This is a genomic window from Desmospora profundinema, from assembly GCF_031454155.1.
Lineage (GTDB): Bacteria > Bacillota > Bacilli > Thermoactinomycetales > DSM-45169 > Desmospora > Desmospora profundinema.
This window is the reverse complement of the sequence record NZ_JAVDQG010000004.1, coordinates 350,111-368,969: the sequence shown is the minus strand read 5'-3', so window position 1 is coordinate 368,969 and position 18,859 is coordinate 350,111. Positions and strand designations below refer to the sequence as shown.

Annotated in this window: 19 protein-coding genes and 1 pseudogene; 4 read left to right on the top strand and 16 right to left on the bottom strand. The window is 51.8% G+C overall.

Annotation, left to right across the window (positions count from 1 at the left end):
* The first annotated feature begins 37 nt into the window (after positions 1-37).
* Positions 38-307: a hypothetical protein gene (locus tag JOE21_RS10770; RefSeq protein WP_309865843.1), complete on the top strand. Its 270-nt coding sequence runs from the start codon at positions 38-40 to the stop codon at positions 305-307.
* 47 nt (positions 308-354) lie between these two features.
* On the opposite strand, the gene JOE21_RS10765 is transcribed toward JOE21_RS10770, so the two are convergent.
* A complete protein-coding gene (locus JOE21_RS10765) occupies positions 355-702 on the bottom strand; it encodes a YutD family protein (RefSeq protein WP_309865841.1) in 348 nt (115 codons plus the stop codon).
* Between the two features lie 182 nt (positions 703-884).
* Between JOE21_RS10765 and JOE21_RS10760 the strand changes: the two genes are divergently transcribed.
* Entirely contained in the window at positions 885-1,556 is a 672-nt protein-coding gene (locus JOE21_RS10760) for a YhcN/YlaJ family sporulation lipoprotein (RefSeq protein WP_309866087.1), read from the top strand.
* A 44-nt stretch (positions 1,557-1,600) separates the two neighbouring features.
* Here JOE21_RS10760 and lipA read toward each other — a convergent pair whose 3' ends face one another.
* Complete coding sequence (gene lipA / locus JOE21_RS10755) at positions 1,601-2,488, bottom strand: lipoyl synthase (protein ID WP_309865839.1); 888 nt, start codon at positions 2,486-2,488, stop codon at positions 1,601-1,603.
* Positions 2,489-2,868: 380 nt separating this feature from the next.
* Between lipA and JOE21_RS10750 the strand changes: the two genes are divergently transcribed.
* On the top strand, positions 2,869-3,891 hold the full coding sequence (locus tag JOE21_RS10750; protein WP_309865837.1) for a M23 family metallopeptidase: 1,023 nt from the start codon (positions 2,869-2,871) through the stop codon (positions 3,889-3,891).
* Between the two features lie 94 nt (positions 3,892-3,985).
* Here JOE21_RS10750 and JOE21_RS10745 read toward each other — a convergent pair whose 3' ends face one another.
* From JOE21_RS10745 to JOE21_RS17790, 9 genes and pseudogenes are all read right to left on the bottom strand, one after another.
* Positions 3,986-4,093, bottom strand: coding sequence for a MetS family NSS transporter small subunit (locus tag JOE21_RS10745; protein WP_309865835.1), 108 nt, complete (start codon positions 4,091-4,093; stop codon positions 3,986-3,988).
* Entirely contained in the window at positions 4,093-5,613 is a 1,521-nt protein-coding gene (locus JOE21_RS10740; protein WP_309865833.1) for a sodium-dependent transporter, read from the bottom strand. The genes JOE21_RS10745 and JOE21_RS10740 overlap by 1 nt, the downstream gene beginning before the upstream one ends.
* Before the next feature lie 158 nt (positions 5,614-5,771).
* Positions 5,772-5,888, bottom strand: a complete 117-nt coding sequence (locus JOE21_RS10735) for a MetS family NSS transporter small subunit (RefSeq protein ID WP_309865831.1) — start codon at positions 5,886-5,888, stop codon at positions 5,772-5,774.
* Positions 5,885-7,381, bottom strand: coding sequence for a sodium-dependent transporter (locus JOE21_RS10730; RefSeq protein WP_309865829.1), 1,497 nt, complete (start codon positions 7,379-7,381; stop codon positions 5,885-5,887). The genes JOE21_RS10735 and JOE21_RS10730 overlap by 4 nt, the downstream gene beginning before the upstream one ends.
* Before the next feature lie 316 nt (positions 7,382-7,697).
* Entirely contained in the window at positions 7,698-7,928 is a 231-nt protein-coding gene (locus tag JOE21_RS10725; protein WP_309865827.1) for a glutaredoxin family protein, read from the bottom strand.
* Positions 7,929-8,034: 106 nt separating this feature from the next.
* A complete protein-coding gene (locus JOE21_RS10720) occupies positions 8,035-8,988 on the bottom strand; it encodes an MBL fold metallo-hydrolase (RefSeq protein WP_309865825.1) in 954 nt (317 codons plus the stop codon).
* 144 nt (positions 8,989-9,132) lie between these two features.
* A pseudogene (tnpB, locus tag JOE21_RS10715) lies at positions 9,133-10,260 on the bottom strand (IS200/IS605 family element RNA-guided endonuclease TnpB).
* A 179-nt stretch (positions 10,261-10,439) separates the two neighbouring features.
* Positions 10,440-11,195, bottom strand: coding sequence for a MerR family transcriptional regulator (locus JOE21_RS10710; protein WP_309865823.1), 756 nt, complete (start codon positions 11,193-11,195; stop codon positions 10,440-10,442).
* A gap of 73 nt (positions 11,196-11,268) precedes the next feature.
* Positions 11,269-11,373 carry a hypothetical protein gene (locus JOE21_RS17790; RefSeq protein WP_374709353.1) on the bottom strand — a complete coding sequence of 35 codons (105 nt, stop codon included), beginning with the start codon at positions 11,371-11,373 and terminating at the stop codon, positions 11,269-11,271.
* A 43-nt stretch (positions 11,374-11,416) separates the two neighbouring features.
* Between JOE21_RS17790 and JOE21_RS10705 the strand changes: the two genes are divergently transcribed.
* Positions 11,417-12,412, top strand: coding sequence for a ketoacyl-ACP synthase III (locus JOE21_RS10705; RefSeq protein WP_374709348.1), 996 nt, complete (start codon positions 11,417-11,419; stop codon positions 12,410-12,412).
* 124 nt (positions 12,413-12,536) lie between these two features.
* Here JOE21_RS10705 and nikC read toward each other — a convergent pair whose 3' ends face one another.
* The 5 genes from nikC to JOE21_RS10680 form a co-directional block, all read right to left on the bottom strand.
* Positions 12,537-13,439, bottom strand: coding sequence for a nickel transporter permease (gene nikC / locus JOE21_RS10700; RefSeq protein WP_374709347.1), 903 nt, complete (start codon positions 13,437-13,439; stop codon positions 12,537-12,539).
* A 2-nt stretch (positions 13,440-13,441) separates the two neighbouring features.
* A complete protein-coding gene (locus JOE21_RS10695) occupies positions 13,442-14,455 on the bottom strand; it encodes an ABC transporter permease (protein WP_309865819.1) in 1,014 nt (337 codons plus the stop codon).
* Positions 14,456-14,564: 109 nt separating this feature from the next.
* Positions 14,565-16,166, bottom strand: coding sequence for an ABC transporter substrate-binding protein (locus JOE21_RS10690; RefSeq protein ID WP_309866080.1), 1,602 nt, complete (start codon positions 16,164-16,166; stop codon positions 14,565-14,567).
* Between the two features lie 298 nt (positions 16,167-16,464).
* Positions 16,465-17,439, bottom strand: coding sequence for an ABC transporter ATP-binding protein (locus JOE21_RS10685; RefSeq protein WP_309865817.1), 975 nt, complete (start codon positions 17,437-17,439; stop codon positions 16,465-16,467).
* Positions 17,414-18,424 (bottom strand): ABC transporter ATP-binding protein, encoded by a 1,011-nt coding sequence (locus JOE21_RS10680; protein ID WP_309865815.1) that lies wholly within the window; start codon positions 18,422-18,424, stop codon positions 17,414-17,416. Before JOE21_RS10680 ends, JOE21_RS10685 begins: the two co-directional genes overlap by 26 nt.
* Between the last annotated feature and the right edge of the window lie 435 nt (positions 18,425-18,859).

Genomic DNA, 18,859 nt, shown 5'->3' with positions numbered 1-18,859 from the left:
GATCCATGCTAAGAGTCAAGATCGGAGGTGGTTCTTTTTGATCCGTCGCAAAAATACCCCGTACCATGATCTGGGCACGGTAGAATCCCAACGGAATGACCTCTTTCCCGAAGAGTTTCCGGAAGGACCTTACGGCTCTTCTACCAATGAAGACGTTCTAGGTAAAGAATCTCCCTGGCGAGCTTCCCAGCACGCCGCTCCCCAGTTTACGTATGAGATGCGAACGTTTCACGAGGGGATTCCACGGCAGCAGCCCGGCAGCCACCCCACTCACGATGATCCGGACCGCAATGAAGAGTTGGAATGAAAAAATTCAAGCACCCGGACATTACCGGGTGCTTGATTATTGCTTTCTTAACGGGAGTGACAAGAGTTTTTGCTCCGACGCCCTTTCTGTCGTCCACGTCGCTGTTGGGGTGGCGGCGGTTTCACCCGGCGCAAAACGAAATAGGCACAACCAAAGTTGCAGAATTCGTGCAGATATTCCTCAAAATGGCTGATTTTCGTTTCCCGTGTGGCCCGCGGGTGCCGATCCGTAAAAAACCCTTTTAATCGAAGCTGGCCATACCCCCAATCCCCCACGATAAATTCATATTTATCCAAGACTTCGCTGTACCGCTTTTGAAATGCATCCGGGTTCCAGCCGTTTTTGTGGTTTTTTACCAGTTCATACGTGACTCCCTGTATCTCCAATCGCTCCATCCTGCATCGACCTCGGCCTGTTCCGGGATTATTTTTATCGTACCATATCTTCTTATCTTTCATCTTGCCCATCTGTTTCGCGTTTTCCTCCCGAAAATCCTGCTTTCTTCCCACAGTGGAACATTTGGCAGCGTAGCCCGGTTCAACAAGGGCATCCTATGATCAGGAGGTGTATATGGGTGATGAAACGGCTCATCGTGATTCTGTTTGTATGTTTATGGATGACCACATCCTGCGCCCCTGCTGCACGCCCGGATAACGGATATAATGAATCCCTTTACCGTGAACCAGAAGGGGCGATGGAATATGTCCGAGACGACCGGCGTTTTCGAGGAGCGCAATTTGATATGATCGGCTACAGCCGCCAAACGGGAAACGAAATGTATAATGCTACTGACGGCGGAGCGGTTCCAGGGCCGGATGTCTACATCGACCGGAACGTATTGGCTCGACATATCGCTTTTTTGACAACCAAGTTGCCCCAGATTGATGATGCAGCGGTTTTAGTAACGGACGACCAGGTTTTGATCGGGGTGACAGGCCGAGAAGGCAAGCCGGATGAAGATACCTTGTATGAAGCCAAACGAACTGCTCTCAGCCTAACACCCCGTTATTTCAAGATTCATGTTACCGGTGATCCGGAAGCACGAAGTCAGATTATGAACATCGGATCCCAGGCAGGAACCGCACGGGCCACATTAAACGGTCAAGAAATGGAGGAGTTGCTGGAACGGATGGGGGCAGATACTCCTCTCGATCAAAGATTTGAACGGGAAGACGAACCATTCTCCCAGGGAAAGCGTCCGATGACCCATAAGCGGATGACTCCCTCCGCCGGAGAACTGTCTCATTGACCCCACAAAAAACAGCCACTCATCGGTGGCTGTTTTTTGTGAAGTCAGTTGGTGGCGATGGATTTTTTGGCTGCCTGCACCTGATCGTGGGCATGGTACGAACTGCGTACCAAAGGACCGGACTCCACATGATCAAAGCCCCGTTTCATTCCTGCTTCTTTCAGATCGCGAAACTCTTGGGGAGTATAATATTTTTCCAATTTCAAGTGTTTTTTCGTCGGTTGCAAATATTGTCCGATGGTCATGATATTGCAATCGACGGCACGTAAGTCATCCATTGTTTCCAGGATTTCGTGCCACTCTTCCCCCACACCGATCATGATGCTGGATTTGGTAGGAATATCCGGCTGCATCTCTTTCGCCTGTTTCAGCAATTCCAGGGAGCGGTCGTATTTCGCCTTGGACCGTACACGGTCGGAACGGCGTCGTACCGTCTCCATGTTGTGGTTTAATACATCGGGGCGGGCATCCATCACCGTCTGCAGGGCATCGCGATTCCCTTGAAAGTCCGGAATCAACACCTCCACACTGGTGAGCGGATTCCGTTTCCTTACCGCCTGGATCGTGGCGGCAAAGATGGCAGCTCCCCCGTCTTTCAAATCGTCACGGGCCACCGAGGTGATTACGGTGTGTTTCAGACCCATCTGTTCCACCGCTTCCGCCACCCGCTCTGGCTCCTGCCAATCCAATTCCGTAGGGAGTCCTGTTTTGACTGCGCAAAAACGGCAAGCCCGGGTACAGATATCTCCCAGGATCATAAAGGTGGCCGTTCGATGTACCGCCCAGCATTCATGTATGTTGGGGCATTTTGCTTCTTCACAAACGGTATGCAGGGTTTTCCCCCTCATCATCCGCTTGATCTCGCGGAAATTTTCATTAACCGTCAATTTTGTTTTCAGCCATTCCGGCTTTCGCTGTATAGGAGTTGCCAATCCCATTCCCCTCCACGCAAAAAAATGAAAAATCCCTCCGGGACCGTTCTTTCCATTATGGTGAACCGGCGGATCCGTCTATCCCTTTCCAGCCAGTCCATTGATAGTGTAACACAAACACCAGGGTGATACGCCAATATTGGTTTTACCGGCAGGAACACCCCAAAAACCTTTGACTGATTTTTATTTAATCTGGTGATCAAAATGCCCATAAAATGCCGGTTATCCACAGGGCCTGTGGGTATTGTGAGAAAAATCTGTCGAAAGCTGCATGGCAGAATGTCCCTTCATGTATATCATTACCATTCGATAAGGACATGAAGGGATTCAAAAATAACCAAACTAAACCACACAGTCTGATGAAACGGTGGTTGTTTTCCATGTACAAAAAGTGGTTGTCTTTCCTGTTGGCTTGTATTTGCTTTCTTCATGCGATCCCAACAACGACGTTCGCTGTTTCCGACGAATCGAACGAACATGTGGAACGAAGACAGTTGCTGGAAAAAGTGGAGACATTGACGGGAGTTCCCTGGTATGTGTTGGCCGCCATGGATCAATACGAACGGAACATCCAACGAGTCAGGCGGGATTTAACGGAACGAAAAGGACCCATCTCCATCCAGATACCTCCGGAGCGCTGGAGCGGCCTGGCTAATCCCGACCCTCACGATACAGTACCGGAGTCGATCCGATTTTTCGGTGGAATTGGTCGGGACGGGAATCAGGACGGATCAGCCGATCCCGACGATCCGTTGGATATTTTGTTTACCATCACCCAGTTTTTACGGGCTCACGGTTTGTCCCGGGATGACCTGCGTACAGGGATTTGGAATTACTACCAACACCCCGTGACAGTGGACGTAATTTCTCATTTGGCGGATATTTACCAGCATTATGGAACTACGGATCTGGACCGTCACACGTTCCCCATGCCGCTCCGATATAACTACACCTACCACAATACCTGGGGAGATCGTCGCGGATGGGGAGGGTTACGGATCCATGAAGGAACGGATATCTTTGCCGATTATGGAACACCGGTATTATCCACCTGCTATGGTTATGTCGAGTTAAAAGGGTGGAACCGTTTCGGTGGATGGCGCGTCGGGATTCGGGACACCCGGAACAATTACCATTATTACGCCCATCTAAGCCGATTTGAAAAAGATCTGCAACAAGGCGCCATTGTCCATCCCGGACAAGTGATCGGCTATGTGGGCTCCTCCGGTTACGGCCCTCCCGGCACTTCCGGTAAATTTCCCCCACACCTTCACTACGGGATGTATAAGTTCAACGGACGCACCACCTTTTCATTTGATCCCTACCCGTACCTGAAAGCCTGGGAGCGGTCGGCATACAAGAAATGGAAAGAAGAACGGAAAGCGAAACGGAAAAAAAAGTAGGATACCCCAAAAAACATGGCGCCGGCCAGTGGCCGCGCCATGTTTGAGGTTAGAGGGCTATATCATTCGTTGAGCAGGGAAATCCGCCAGCGGTTCAGGCAGCTTCCTTTTTACTGCGGTAAGCCACCCACAGAAAGTAGCCGAGACCGCCCCACAATACCGTTGCACCGATGGCAAACATGATCCATGCACCAGTTCCCATCAGGCTCCCTCCTTCATTTTGCGGAAGAGATCCAGCATTTCAGTATTTGCCTTCCACTTCATGCGGGCCGTGATGATTCCCAGCAACAGAGTAGTAAAGAAGGCGCCCCATCCCAACGTCAAATTCCCGACAATGGGGTACCCTTCATAGTCGAGCATGAAGTTTTGCATCAGGTTCTGTACCAGCATGAACAACAGCATGACCGGAGTCACATACTTAACGCAGATTTTCCACCAGGCACCGATGTAAACATCAGACACGTTGTTGATGTGGGACTGCATGTTATCCAATTGGTTGGTAGTCCAAGCGACGGCGGTGATCATGGCCAATGCACCGAACAACAAACCGTAGGAGTTGAGGAAATTGTCCACCACGTCCAAGAAGCGAATGCCGCCTCCGAAGGTGTACAGAATGCTGACGACGGCAGCCACTCCGCAAACGATGTTCACCGCTTTGGTGCGTCCCAGGTCGAACTTGTCCCGAAGGGCCGATACTCCCGGCTCCAACAGGGATACCGCTGAAGTCAAACCGGCGAAAGTGAGCGAGCCGAAGAACAACAGGCCAAAGAAATCGTTGAAGCCGGGGAATGTATTGATGATCTGCGGAAAGACGACAAAGGCAAGGCCGATTCCGCTGGATACCACTTCCTGGATGTCATTCCCCGTGGTGAGAGCCAGATAACCCAAGGCACCGAAGACGCCTAACGCGGCCAAAAATTCAAAGCCGGCATTGGAGAGTGCCGCGATAAAACCGCTGTTGGAAAGATCGGTGTCTTTCGCCAGATAGCTGGCGTAGGTGATCATGGTAGCAAAACCGACACTGAGTGAGAAGAACACCTGACCGTAGGCGGCGATCCATACATTGTGATCTAGCAACGCAGAAAAATCGGGTGTCAGTAGGACGTTCAGACCGTCGGTTGCCCCTTCGAGCGTGATGCCGCGGATGGTGATGATGACCAGCATCACGATCAGGATCGGCAACAGGATCCGGTTGAGACGTTCAATTCCCTTGTGCGCCTTTTGCCTCATGACAAAGTAGACAAAGCCCCAGATCAGAAGAACCGGCAGCAATACTTTCCATTGTAACCCGCCGAAATTCCAGAAGCTGTCAGAAACCCCGAGATAACTTCCGAAGAAGAAGGCGTTTGTGTCGTCCCCCCACTGAGTTCCGATCGAATAGTACGCAAAGCTTAAAGCCCAGCCGATGATAATGATATAGTACGTAACGATGAAGAACGACATAAATACCTGCCACCAGCCGAGCCATTCCCACTTTTGCGATAATCGACGGTAGGATAGCGGTGCCGACCCTTTGTAGCGATGTCCCAACGAATACTCCAACAACAGAAGCGGGATCCCGGCTGTCAGAAGGGCCACGAAATAAGGAATTAAGAAGGCCCCTCCTCCGTTGTCATAGACCGTGTACGGATACCGCCAGATATTGCCCAAACCGATTGCCGAACCCATGGCTACCAGGATAAACCCGGCCCGTGTGGTCCACTGGTCTCTTACTTGTGCCATAACCCGTTTCCCCCCTTGAGATGAAGAGTCTGAACAACCGTGGAGGTGTCCAGTACCACTTATATTCGACGTTTTCAGAATTAATCCTTTAATGAGAATGTACCGATAACAAAAGTTTGTGTGCGTTGCTCCCCGTCATGACAGACGGGGAGCATGGATCATGGATTGGTTTTTTTCCTCTGCCCGACTCGATAGGCATGCCAGAGGAAATAAGCCAGCCCGCCCCACAAGCCTGTTGCGCCAATTACCAGCACCGCTATAGCTTCCGGATTCATCCGCGTTCCTCCTTTTGTTTCAATGGTTGCCGCCAGCCCACCCATTGAAAGGTAAAAGCCAATAAAATCGCCGCAATCACCGTACCCCAACCCAAGGTAACTAATCCGCTGAGGGGATATCCTTCATACGGAGTCCGCCACTCCTGGATCAGGTTGAAAACCGCCATTGCTCCCAACACGACCGGAGTGACCACGGACAAGAACAACTGCCAGGCCCTTCCCACCCGCACGTCGGAGATGTCGTTGATATGCTCGCGCATCTCATCCAGTTTCCTGGCGATCCAAGCTACCAGGATGAGCTCGACAAGTCCAGCCAGAGCGACTCCATAAGCATTGATGAAGCGATCAACGGTATCCAGATAGCGAATGCCCCCCTGGGTAGTGTACAGCAAGCTAAAGAGAAATGCCGGACCACACACCCAGTTGACGGCCGCACGACGAGTCAGGTTGAATTTTTCCTTTACACCGGCGATCGCCGGTTCCAGGATGGAGACAGCCGATGTCATTCCGGCAAACAGCAGAGAGCCGAAAAACAATACTCCGAAAAAGGAATTCAATCCAGGGAACTGATTGATGATCTGCGGAAAGATGACGAAGGCAAGCGCCACACCGGCATCTACCACTTGATCCACTCCAACCCCTTGTTGAGCTGCCAAAAAACCAAGGGCACCAAACACACCCAGGGCAGCCATAAACTCAAAACCCCCGTTGGCCAGTCCAGCAATCAATCCACTGTTGGCCAAGTCCGATCGTTTCGGCAAGTAGCTGGAGTAGGTGATCATGATTCCAAACCCGATACTGAGAGAAAAGAAAACCTGTCCATACGCCGCCATCCAAACCCTTTCATCAAACAGAGAGCTAAAATCCGGCGTCAACAGAACATTTAATCCTTCTCCCGCACCCGGCAACGTGACGGCACGGATCGTAATCGCCACCATCATCAGAATCAGTACCGGCATCAGCACTTTGGCCATGCGTTCGATGCCGCTTCGTACTCCTCTGAGCAAGATTACATAAACAACAGCCCATACCAAGACCACCGGCAATAGCACCTTCCATTGGAAGCCGCCCATTTCCCAAAAATCGCCGGTCACGCCCAGGAAATCCCCAAAAAAGAAGGATTCCGTATCCGCTCCCCACTGTGTCCCAAACGAAAAGTAAGTAAAGCTGAGAGCCCAGCCGATGATCACCATGTAATAGCTGACGATGACAAAAGAGACGAACACCTGCCACCATCCCAGCCACTCCCACCGCTCTGATAAACTGCGAAAAACACGGGGGGCCGACCCCTGAAAGCGATGGCCCAGCGAATACTCCAGGATGAGGATGGGAATTCCCGCTGTCAACAAAGCGATAAAATAAGGCAGCAAAAAGGCGCCGCCACCGTTTTCATATGCAACGTACGGGTAACGCCAAATGTTTCCCAACCCGATTGCCGATCCGATGGCCGCAAGCAAAAAGCCCGCTCTGGTACTCCACTGTTCCCGAGGCATAACGTGCATTTCCTCCTAGTCCGTTTAAGCCGTGTTCATAATGTCATGTTGTCCAAAAAGGGAACAAAAATGCTTGAAATTAAGTGATTGAATTAATAGAAAATTATAGCAGAAATACGGAATCCAAACCGGGTAGTGGTCACCCCTTTATTCGTATTTTTATCGAATTCTAACTCAAAAGTCATAGAATGTCCATGCTTTTCAGACTAAAAAAAGTAGGTTAATTATGCAAATAAAGGATGAGGCCCTCTTAAGGCCTCATCCGAACCAGTGATGGAGATGACATACAGGTGCTGTCCCGCTTAGGAAAACGCGTCTATGATAATTGCAGCCGCTTCAGCAACTCCACCGGCTGCAAACCTTGGATGGGAACTCCGTTGATTACGGTTACGGGGACGCCTAAAAAGCCCATCTCCTTCACTTCTTCCAAATATTCCGGATGGGATCCACAATCCTTCACTTCATACTCGACCCGATAATCATTTAGCAAGCGTTTCACCATGTTGCATTCTAAACAATGCGGTTTCGAATAAACGGTCACCTTCATCTTTCCACCTCCCTGAGTATTTTTCAACGGATGTCTAGTCTCAAACAGGTACACGATTTTTCCCAGTACCGTCCGAAGTCAAACCTCTTCTTCTGACCGTCCTCCATCATGCCTTCTTTTTTTGCTGTAGAAGGTACCATTCCACTCCCATCGCACACACCTTTAAATCCAACTCCAGCGGTTCCCATATGGGGTGATCTTCTCCACACCCCCGATTGCCCAAAGCGGCACGATAATGTTCCACCAGTCTCTTCCGGATGCCATCCGCCCCTTCACCGGCTGCAACCGCCTCACGCCCGATCGCCATGAAATGGTCCAACTCCGCGCTTACTTTGCGGAATACCTTCCGCGGCTCGTCTGACATCCCGAAGTGACCGAAGAAAAGGCGGTCCGGCGATCGATCGGCCATGCGTTTCATGGATTGTTTCATCGCATCAGGATCAAACTGGTTCGGGGAAGTGGACGGCAGATAAAAGGTGAAACCGAGATCCTGCGTGTGATGATAGCGCACACCGGCCGTATCTCCGGTAAACCACCCCCGGCTGACTGAATCGAAAAAAGAGAAGTGGTGAGCGGCATGACCCGGCGAATCCATAAAATCCAGGCGTCGCCCTCCCCCGAGATCAAGGGAATCCCCTTCACTTTTCACCGTTAGTTTTTCTTCCGGCACCGGCACGACCGGATCAAACAAACGGTTAAAAGCCTCCCCGTATACCATTTTCGCCCCTTTCACCAACCGTGAAGGGTCGGCTAGATGGCGTTGTCCGCGCGGATGAACCACCACATCCGAACGGGGACAGCTTTTCAGAAGCAAACCTGCTCCTCCCGCGTGATCCAGGTGAATATGGGTGACAATGATGTGCCGGACATCGCTCAGCGAATAACCGAGCTCCTCCAATCCGGCTTTTATGTAAGGAACGGAAGGAGCAGGACCCGTTTCCACTAATGTAAGCGCCTCTCCTTCGATCACGTATATCCCCGTACGCCCCGGCATATCCAAGTCATAACCATCGATCATACGAACCCCGTATCCCCAGTCAAATAAGCGGGTCGGTTTCAATCAGAGGCCCCCTTTTGGTGATCTTTGAGCGGTTACTACTTTATCATCATATCCCATATCGGAAAAAGACGAATTGACACTCCCCACGCATAAATGCGGGGGATTCTTGGGAGCTCCCGTCTACTGACAGGATCATTTCCAAGCTTAAACGGTCTGCCCGACCGCAAGGGATCGTAGTCCTTCTTGCAAGATGTTGTGGGCCGCATTAAGATCCCGATCATGATGCTGGTGACATTTAGGGCATGTCCAATCCCGAAGGTTCAGATTCTTCTCCCTGTTTCGGTAACCACAGGAGGAACATAGCTGACTGGAAGGGAATTGCTTTCCCGCCTTCACAATCGTTCTTCCATGCCATGCTGCTTTGTAGGTGAGCATGGCGACAAACGCCGACCACGATGCTTCCGTAATGGATTTGGCTAGCTTATGGTTTTTTACCATGTTTTTCACAGCTAAGTCTTCGATGCAGATCGTTTGGTTTTCACGAATCAGCTTCGAGGACAGCTTATGTAGGAAGTCATGGCGCGCGTTCACGATCTTCTCATGAAGGCGAGCCATCTGGATCCGTGCTTTGTTCCAATTGGAACCGCCCTTGGTTCGTCGGCTCATGGTCCGCTGGACTTTCGCCAATTTCTTTTCAACCTGCCGGAAAACCCGAGGTGGTTTGACCTTGGTACCATCGGTCAAGATCGCGAAGTCTTTCAACCCCAAGTCTACACCCACCGCTTTTTCTTTCTCTACTGGAACATAGGGGCACTGGTTGATCTCACACAGCACGGATACAAAGTACTTACCCGAGGGATGACGGCGGATGGTAGCGGAAAGAATGCGCCCTTTGACTTCACGGGACTTGGCGAACTTCACCCAACCAAGTTTCGGTAGTTTCATTCGATTCCCTTTGACTTTAATAGTCGGCCTCCCTCTCTTCGGATGGTTGCATTGGCTCGTGTAGGATTGCACGCGATTGCGCTTACTTTTAAATCGAGGGCGGTCACTCTGTTTTTTGAAGAAGCGGGAAAAGGAGTCGGCAAGATGTTTTAGCGTATTCTGGAGAGACGTGGAATCGACTTCTCGTAGCCAATCGATTTCTTTTTTTAGCTGGGTCAATTGAGCCGAACAACTCGCATAGGTAAGACCTTTTCCGGTTTTTCCTTAGGTATCGTTCCACTTCGCCAGGAACTGGTTGAACACAAATCGGCTGCACCCGATCGATTTGTTTATCAGCGTAGCTTGTGCTTCCGCAGGATAGATGCGGAATTTGAATGCTTTGTGTATGACTTTTCACCTCCCTATCGGGATCTAACATCATGATACCTTATTCTTTCCTATGTCGTCAGTTCATACTTGTCAGACTTGCAAGAGGGGTAAAAAACACCCCGCTCGCAAAGATATAATCGGGAACAACGTGAAAGAAAAAAGGAGCCCTGTCACAGGCCTCCTCCATACGAACGCTTTTACTCATTGTCTCGCCTCTGTTTGTAGATCTCCAATGCTTGCCCGATAAACTTGTCTTCTTCATCTGTCGTCGGTTTGGTCCAAGGACTGTCTTCGTCCTGGTAGGCTTGCTGGAGTCCCTCCAAAATCCCTTGGTCCCCCATGGTAAATTCGTTGATCAATGCCCACCAACGGCGTGCCACATCCTGCGCTTCTGAGCTGTCGGGACTCTTTCCATCCGCCATCACTTTTCTTAGGTCGGCGATGGTCTCCTTCCAACGGGCGGCATCGCGCCAAGCATCATCTTCGGAGTAGTCCTTATGCCATTCTTCCAACTTCTGAGCCGCCTCATCGGAGTAATATTTTTTCCACCAATCTTTTTTCGGTTCCATCTGAATCACCCGGATCACTTGGATGATGGATTCCCAGTCCGGCTCGCCATCCGCCAGCTGTTCGATCCGATCGATGGCTTCAATCACCCGGTCGATTTTCGCCCGCCGCTCCTTCAGCATCTTTTTTTGTAACAGGAGAGACTGAGACATATTGCCCGACTCAGACTGCTGGCATTCCCGGATTTCGTCCAGACTTAGTCCCAGGAACTTCAGGGCGAGTATCTGCTCCAGACGCCCCAAGTCGGAATCCGTGTAAAGCCGGTGTCCCGCTGTAGTGGTACGGCTCGGCTTTAAGAGACCGATCCGGTCATACCAGCGCAATGTGCGGACCGTAATCGACGCCCTGGCAGCAAATTCACCGGTCCGGTAGGTTTTTGAATCCAAGGTGTTCCCTCCTTTCCGATCCCCATCGTAAGGGGTGACGCAACGTCACCTGCAAGGGGGTTTCGCTTTTTTTTCAATCATAAACCGCAATTCCCATATTGTGAGCCGTTCCCTCGATCATGCGCATGGCTGCTTCCAGATCAGATGAAAAAAAGAAACTAGTATCAAGTACTAATATCAGGTGTTATACTTATGAACAAATGACCAAAGAGGTGAAGACCTTGCAATCCAAAGCGACGATCACGGCATTGGGAACCTATACACCGGAACGGGTGGTCGACAACGATTATTTTGAATCCATTGTAGATACCAGTGACGAATGGATTGTACAACGAACCGGGATTAGGGAGCGGCGCTTCGCCGGTGAACAGGAGTTTACATCGGATCTGTGTGTGGCGGCGACGGAACAGTTGATGCGACAGTACAACCAAAGCGTGGATGATGTGGATATGATCATCGTCTCCACCACCACCCCTGATTACGCGTTCCCCAGTGTAGCTAGTCGGGTCCAGGCCCGATTGGGGATCCCCCATACCGGCGCCATTGACCTCAATGCAACCTGTGCCGGCTTTGTATATGGACTCTGTATGGCCAATGCCCTCATCACCGCTGGAATGAACCGCAAGGTCTTGGTGATCGGAGCGGAAACCCTGACGAAAGCGACGGACTACAAGGATCGGACATCCTGTATCCTTTTCGGTGACGGAGCAGGTGCGGCTTTGGTGGAATACACGGAAGATGCTCCCGGATTCCTCTCCACTTATATCGGACCCACGCAAGGGGAGGGAGGCATCCACCTGTATCGCACCCGCCACTCCGCACAAATGGACGGCCAGCCATTGACGGATCATGGGTTGATGGTGCAAAACGGTCGGGAAGTGTATCGTTGGGCGGTCAAAACGGTTCCATCCGGGATGCACGCCGTTACCCAACAAGCGGGCTTGCCACTGTCCGATGTGGACTGGTTCATCCCTCACAGCGCCAACGCCAGAATGATCGAGACCATTTGTGAAAAAAGCGGATTTCCGTTGGAAAAAACGTTGATGAGTCTGGAGAAATACGGAAACACCTCATCCGCCACCATCCCCCTCGCTTTGGAAATAGGAATCCGGGAAGAAAAGGTTCAAGAAGGAGACACGCTTCTCCTGTATGGATTTGGAGGGGGACTGGTCCATGCCGGCGTCTTGATGAAATGGGCACCGGGCCAAAAAGATTGATCCATGAACAACCCGCCCTTTTTTGAAAGGACGGGTGAAGGTGCTGACAAGCTTTTTTATAGGGGAAGAGGGAGCGATTTCCGATGTAATTCCCTTTGACCGACCACCAGCGAACTTTTAAGGATTACTTTTTCATCCGCGGATCCAGGACATCACGCAAACCGTCACCCAACAGGTTGAAACCCAATACGGTAAACATGATGGCCAGTCCGGGGAAAATCATCGTCCATGGTGCGGTCTGGATGAAGCCGCGGGAATCGGCCAACATCTTTCCCCATTCGGGGTCCGGCGGTTGGGCTCCCAGCCCGATAAAACCGAGAGCAGCAGCCTCCAGAACCGCCGTGGCAAAGCCGAGGGTCCCCTGTACCATAATCGGGGTCCACGAGTTGGGAAGGATATGTTGGAACAAGATGCGTGAGTTCCGCATTCCCACCGCTCTGGCGGCCAAAACAAAATCTTCGTTTTTGACGCTCATCACCCGGGACCGCATTAAGCGTCCAAATGTAGGAACATTGATAATCGCGATGGCAATCATGGCGTTCTGCAGATTGGGCCCCAACATCGCCACAATGGCAATCGCCAGTAGAATGGACGGAAACGCCAGCAGGATGTCGAAAATCCGTGAGATAACCGCATCGCGCCACCCGCCGTAGTAACCGGCAAGTAAGCCGAGAAGTGAACCGGCGACAATGGAGCCCGAAATGGCGAAAAAGCCCACCCACAGCGAAATGCGAGCTCCATACACCACCCGGGCGAAAATATCACGTCCCAGATCATCCGTCCCAAACCAGTGTTCCGCAGACGGCGCTTGCAAACGGGCATCGGCATCGATTTGGTTGTATCCGTAAGGAAGGAGAAGCGGGGCGATCAAAGCCAGCATAATCAGGAAGAGGATGATAACCCCGCCGATGACAGCCGAGCGGTGACGCAACAAGGACCGCCATGTATCATGGAATGGGCTCTCCAAATGTTGCTGTTCTCCTTTGCTGGACGATTCAGGTGGCATCGTGGGAGCATTTAGAGACATCCTCATGACTCCTTTCCGTATTGGATGCGGGGATCGATAAATGCGTATAACAAGTCGACGATCAAATTGATCAACACAAAGATCGTCGCCACCACCAGAATGCCGGATTGGATTACCGGATAATCCCTCGCGTTGATGGCGTCATACAGGTACCGCCCGACACCCGGCCAGCTGAAAATCGTTTCCGTCAATACCGCCCCTCCAAGCAATAATCCCATTTGCAGGCCGAACACCGTTACAATGGGGATAAATGCGTTTTTCAGTGCGTGTTTATAAATGACCACTCCATCGTGTAACCCCTTTGCTTTTGCGGTCCGGATGTAATCAGACTGCATCACTTCCAGCATGCTGGAGCGGGTCATCCGGGCGATAATCGCCAAGGGGATTGTACCCAAAGCGATCGCCGGCAACAGAATATGGGAAAAGACCTCTTGAAACGCATAGATGTTGCCTTGCAATAACGCATCGAGAAAATAAAAGTGGGTGATCGGCTCAAAGCCCATCCTCGGATCGATTCGACCGTTGGACGGCAGCCATCCCAACTCCTGTGCAAATATCCACTGCTCCATCAAGCCGAGCCAAAAAATGGGCATCGATACCCCGACTAAGGCGATGATCATGCCCGTGTAATCGATGACACTGTTATGCCGCCAAGCGGACAAAATACCGAGATTGACGCCAAAAAAAATAGCAAAAACCATGGCGAACAGCGCCAGCTCAAAAGTAGCCGCCAAATACGGTCCCATCTCTTCGATAATCGGACGACCCGTTTTCAGGGATGTACCGAAATCCCCCTGCAGGATATTGCCCACATAACGAAGGTACTGCATCACCAACGGATCATTCAGTCCCATTTTCTCATTCAGCTGCGCCACTGCTTCCGGGGTTGCACGCTCTCCCAAAATCGCCTGAGCGGGACCCCCGGGTATCGCATGAACGATGGAAAAAGTGATGATGGACATGCCGATCAAAACCGGAATGAGCATCAGTAATCGTCGTATGGTATATGCAATCATCGGCTTTTCACCATCCTTCCTCGCCTACAACCGTCATCCCTTAAAAAATCCATCCAATCAACCCTAAAAAAGGCGGCATTGCGACCAGCAACGCCGCCCGGTTTTATGGTTACTGACTGATGTCTACTTCTTTCAATTTGTCGGAACCTTTGGGATGCGGAGCATACCCTTCCACATAGGACTGTGCCGCCAGGGTCGGGGTTCCATATACCAACGGCACCCAGGGGGCATCCTTATGGATGATTTCCTGCGCCTCCTGGTAAAGTTCCGTCCGCACATCCTGGTCTGTCTCCCGCTGGGCTTTGATCAAGATGTCGTGCAGCTTGTTGTTTTTGTAGAAGGCGATATTGTTGGCCGGAATTCGCGCATTGTCTTTGTCCAGCAATACATACAGGAAGTTGTCGGGATCGCCGTTATCCCCTGTCCAACCCAGCAGAGCCATATCATGCTCCCCCTGGTTGGTCTCCTCAAGATAGGTGCTCCACTCCGGGCTGACAATTTTCGTCTTCACCCCGATTTTTTCAAAATCGGCCTGCATGAATTCAGCGGCTTTCTTGCCGTCGGGCATATAGGGACGAGGGACCGGCATGGCGTGAAACACCACTTCAAACCCGTCTTCATAACCCGCTTCCTTCAGCAACTTCTTGGCTTTTTCCAGATCATACTCGTAACCTTCGACCTCTTCATTAAAGCCCCAGATCGATGGAGGCATGGGATTTGCCGCCGGTTCCGCTTTGCCCGCGTAGAGGCTCTTGATCAGTCCTTCCTTGTTGACGGCATGGTTCAGCGCCTGACGCACCTTTTTGTTATCAAACGGCTCTTTTTCCGTATTGAAAGCGAGATACCCCACATTCATCGGCGGCCGTTCATACAACTGCAACTGGTCATTGGACGTGACGGTGTCCGCGTCATTGGGGTTCAGACCGTCCATAATGTCGATGTCACCGGACTGCAGGGCCGTTAATCGGGCCGAGTTGTCCGGGATCGACTGGAAGATCACCTTATCCAGCTTGGGCAGTCCTTCTTCCCAATACTCCTCGTTTTTGACGACGGTGACCGTGTCCCCCTTCTTCCAGTTTTCAAACTTGAACGGACCCGTCCCCACCGGATTTTCGGCGAACTTCTTCGGGTCCTCCTTCACCGCTTCAGGAGAAGCAATGCCGAAGGGGGACATAGCCAGGTTGGCCAGGAACGGACCTTGCGGCTCTTTCAGCTTAAACTCGACGGTGTATTCATCCTTGGCTGTGACACTTTCAATGATGTGCCCATCCTCCCCTTCATAGCCGCCGAACATGGAAGCGTAGTAGATGAAAGCATCCTTATCGGAGGGGAGGTATTCCTGTTTCGCCCAGCGTTCGAAGTTAAACACCACCGCATCGGCGTTAAAGTCGTTCCCATCATGGAACTTCACGCCTTCCCGAAGCTTGAAGGTCCAGGTTTTGCCGTCATCCAACTCTTCCCAGGACTCCGCCAACGCCGGGGTAAGTTCCATGCTGTCCTTTTCAAAGCCGAGCAAACCATTAAAGATGTTTTCCGTCACAAGGAAGGATTCCCCGTCGGTCACGACGGCAGGGTCCAACATGGTGGAATCGGCCCCGCGCCCGTAGATGAGGGTTTTTTCCTTGCCTGCGTTGCTCCCGCCACCACAGGCGACCAATACGGAAGAGAAGACAAACAGAACAGCCAATGAAAGAATCCATGATTTTCGCATATTCATGATGATCAGTTGACCCCCCAAACCATTTGTGTGTGATGATTGCCGGGCCTTACCCAGCTTTGAAACGGCTGCGTCGCCTCACCTCCCCGTCGTAATCTCACGAAGATGTGCTGATCAATCCGATAGCGGTAAACCGGCCCGGTATGGTCGTCTCCGATCTCTTGCAAAAAGCGCATAGCGAAACCGGGGAACGGGAGTGACCCTGGTGAGACTTGTGCTCTATGAGTGCAAAGGATCTTCGCCGACCACACCGGCCCTCCAAATTTTCATGTTAAAAATGGAATGACCAACCCTAACCTGTCAGATGGCAGGCCGCGAAGTGACCGCCTCCCTGATCCGTAAACTCCGGCCGCACCTTACGGCAAATATCCATCACATGGGGGCAGCGGGTGTGAAAGGCACAGCCCGCCGGCGGGTTTCTGGGACTGGGCACATCCCCCTTCAGGATGATCCGCTCCCGCTTGGCGTCGGGGTCGGGCACCGGCACCGCTGACAGGAGCGCCTGGGTATAGGGATGAATCGGGTTGTTGTACAATTCATCCCGGTCCGCCAGTTCCACCATCCTGCCCAGATACATCACCCCGACCCGGTCACTGATGTGACGGACAACACTTAGGTCGTGGGCGATAAAGAGATAAGTCAAATCGAATGATTCCTGCAAATCTTCCAATAAATTCAACACTTGCGACTGAATGGACACATCCAGGGCAGAGACCGGTTCATCGGCGACGATCAGTTTGGGCCGGACAGCCAGGGCACGGGCGATTCCGATGCGTTGCCGCTGCCCGCCGCTGAACTGGTGGGGATACCTTTCGGCGTGGTAAGAGTCAAGTCCCACTACCTGCAACAGCTCTTTCACTTGTTGCTTTCGTTCGTTGGCGTCGCCGATGCCGTGGACCCGGAGCGGCTCTTCAATGATCGCTCCGGCGGTCTTGCGGGGGTTCAAAGAGGCAAAGGGATCCTGAAACACCATTTGCAGCTCCCTCCGCATCCGCCTCATCGCCTCCACTCCCAGCGAGAGAAGCGAGGTTCCCTCAAAGCGGATATCACCCGCCGTCGGTTCTTCCAATCGCAGGATCGCCCGCCCCGTTGTCGACTTGCCGCATCCCGACTCCCCGACGATGCCCAGTGTCTCCCCTGTGCGGACGGAGAAAGAGACGTCATCCACCGCTCTCACTTCACCCACCCTGCGCCCCCAAATTCCGCCATGAATCGGGTAGTGCTTTTTTAAGCCTTCCACCTTAAGCAGTGTCTGTGCGGTCGTCATGCTCCGTCCCCCCTTCGGTTCCATCATGGAGCCAGCAGCGGCTGATATGACCCTCTCCCAATGAGAAAAATCCGGGCTCGTGTTCGCGACAGCGATCCATGACAAATTGGCACCGCGGGGCGAAACGGCACCCTGACGGCATTCGACGGGGGTTGGGAACGTTGCCTGGAATGGAGTAAAGGCGATCTTTTCGTCTGTCCAATTGCGGGATCGATTGGATCAACCCCTGGGTGTAGGGATGGCGGGGATCCCGGAATAAAGTGCGAACATCGGCCTCTTCTACCACTTGGCCGGCGTACATCACCACCACCCGATCACACATCTCCGCTACCACTCCCAGATCGTGCGTGATCATCAGAATGGCAGTCCCCTTCTCCCGATTGAGACGGCGCATCAAATCCAAGATCTGTGCCTGGATAGTCACATCCAACGCGGTGGTCGGCTCATCGGCGATCAACAGCTTGGGGTTACATACCATCGCCATGGCGATCATCACCCGCTGCCGCATCCCCCCGGAAAGTTGGTGAGGGTATTCCTGCAAGATCCCTTCCCGGGAAATTCCCACCTCTTTTAAGGCATGCAAAGCCTGTTTGTATGCCTCCTCTTTCCTTACACTCCGGTGCTGGCGAATCGCCTCCACCATCTGATTCCCGATCGTAAACACCGGATTAAGGGAGGTCATCGGTTCCTGGAATATCATGGAAACCTCGTTTCCCCTGATTTTTTGCCATTGTTTTCCCGTAAGTGCTGTTAGCTCCTTTCCTGCCAACCGAATGGATCCGCCGGCCACCTTCCCCGGAGGTTGAGGAACCAACCCCATCACCGACAAGGAGGTGACGCTCTTACCACAGCCGGATTCACCTACCAGCCCGACCACTTCTCCTTCGTCCACGATGATGTCGACCCCGTCGACCGCCTTCACGACTCCCTTGTCCGTGTGAAAGTGCATCTGGAATCGAGAAATTTCTAACAGCGCATCCGCCATGAAGACACCTCGAATCTGAGATGATTTACAAGGATGATTTCAAATCGACTGAAAGATATAAATTATTTATCGAATGAATATATTCGATAGATTGACGCAAAATCCTTTTCGCCTTCAGTAGTAAAATAGGCCATTGGTTCTGTTTGCGCTAAAATATGTAAATAATTATATTTTCTGCATGGATAATGGAGGGTCGATACGACCGCTGAGAGCTTTTGCACTAGGGTCTGTCTGGTAATTCAATTTTCCGCAAGAACGAGAGAGGGTCGGTATGGCTGGCAGAGAGCCTTTGCGCTTTTTGCAACGAAACGAAGACAGCCATACCGACACGGGATCCCGCCCTACGGATTGTTCAGACACGCCCTAAAAAGCACAAGTTTCGCCTCGGTCACTCCCGTTTCCGGGTCTCCCTTTGCGTTTTCAACAACGAAGCGA

Excerpts from the sequence above, each read along its gene's own strand:
- JOE21_RS10765 (WP_309865841.1), bottom strand. The coding sequence starts at position 702 with ATGGAGCGATTGGAGATACAGGGAGTCACGTATGAACTGGTAAAAAAC.
- nikC (WP_374709347.1), bottom strand. The coding sequence starts at position 13,439 with ATGTCTCTAAATGCTCCCACGATGCCACCTGAATCGTCCAGCAAAGGA.
- JOE21_RS10760 (WP_309866087.1), top strand. The coding sequence starts at position 885 with ATGAAACGGCTCATCGTGATTCTGTTTGTATGTTTATGGATGACCACA.
- JOE21_RS10690 (WP_309866080.1), bottom strand. The coding sequence starts at position 16,166 with ATGCGAAAATCATGGATTCTTTCATTGGCTGTTCTGTTTGTCTTCTCT.
- JOE21_RS10730 (WP_309865829.1), bottom strand. The coding sequence starts at position 7,381 with ATGCCTCGGGAACAGTGGAGTACCAGAGCGGGCTTTTTGCTTGCGGCC.
- JOE21_RS10735 (WP_309865831.1), bottom strand. The coding sequence starts at position 5,888 with ATGAATCCGGAAGCTATAGCGGTGCTGGTAATTGGCGCAACAGGCTTG.
- JOE21_RS10685 (WP_309865817.1), bottom strand. The coding sequence starts at position 17,439 with ATGACGACCGCACAGACACTGCTTAAGGTGGAAGGCTTAAAAAAGCAC.
- JOE21_RS10740 (WP_309865833.1), bottom strand. The coding sequence starts at position 5,613 with ATGGCACAAGTAAGAGACCAGTGGACCACACGGGCCGGGTTTATCCTG.
- JOE21_RS10745 (WP_309865835.1), bottom strand. The coding sequence starts at position 4,093 with ATGGGAACTGGTGCATGGATCATGTTTGCCATCGGTGCAACGGTATTG.
- JOE21_RS10680 (WP_309865815.1), bottom strand. The coding sequence starts at position 18,424 with ATGGCGGATGCGCTGTTAGAAATTTCTCGATTCCAGATGCACTTTCAC.
- JOE21_RS10695 (WP_309865819.1), bottom strand. The coding sequence starts at position 14,455 with ATGATTGCATATACCATACGACGATTACTGATGCTCATTCCGGTTTTG.
- JOE21_RS10725 (WP_309865827.1), bottom strand. The coding sequence starts at position 7,928 with ATGAAGGTGACCGTTTATTCGAAACCGCATTGTTTAGAATGCAACATG.
- JOE21_RS10750 (WP_309865837.1), top strand. The coding sequence starts at position 2,869 with ATGTACAAAAAGTGGTTGTCTTTCCTGTTGGCTTGTATTTGCTTTCTT.